The sequence below is a fragment of the Hanstruepera neustonica genome, from assembly GCF_002895005.1.
Lineage (GTDB): Bacteria > Bacteroidota > Bacteroidia > Flavobacteriales > Flavobacteriaceae > Hanstruepera > Hanstruepera neustonica.
The window spans coordinates 1-724 of the sequence record NZ_POWF01000015.1 but is presented as its reverse complement, the minus strand read 5'-3'; the positions used below and the strand labels follow the sequence as shown (position 1 = coordinate 724).

The following is a 724-nucleotide window of genomic DNA, read 5'->3' as shown; positions in this document are numbered from 1 at the left end:
CAAAGTGGTGACTTGGGTTGTAACCCAGAGATTGTACCACCGTTGTTTAAAGCAGATGACAACTGTGCTGGCGACGAGATTGAATTGGAAGCTTCAACTGAAGGTCCAATGAATGATGGATGTTCATATAGCCAGACATGGACAGCAACATATACAGATCCATGTGGTAACCAAGCGGAGCCATTAAGTGTGACTTACACTTGGACAGTAGATATGGAAGCACCAGTAATCACAACAGATAATGAAAGTGGTGACTTGGGCTGTAACCCAGAAGTTATGGCACCGATGTTCGGAGCTACAGACAACTGTGGTGTAGGCGAGCCAATTGTAACTACTGAAGGTCCAACAAATGATGGTTGTGCTTATAGCCAGACTTGGACAGCGAATGTAACTGACAACTGTGGCAATCAAGCTGAAGCAGTGAGTATTACATACACATGGACAGTGGATATGGAAGCACCAGTTATCACTACCAATGGACAAAGTGGTGATTTGGGTTGTAACCCAGAGATTGTACCACCGTTGTTTAAAGCAGATGACAACTGTGCTGGCGACGAGATTGAATTGGAAGCTTCAACTGAAGGTCCAATGAATGATGGTTGTGCATACAGTCAGACATGGACAGCAACATATACAGATCCATGTGGTAACCAAGCGGAGCCATTAAGTGTGACTTACACTTGGACAGTAGATATGGAAGCACCAGTAATCACAACAGATAATG

General features: G+C 44.2%; 1 protein-coding gene. It reads left to right on the top strand.

Features of this window, described 5'->3' with window-relative positions; all coding sequences use genetic code 11:
* Positions 1-724 (top strand): hypothetical protein (locus C1T31_RS14100; RefSeq protein ID WP_165780119.1); only part of this gene is annotated, 724 nt, incomplete at both ends.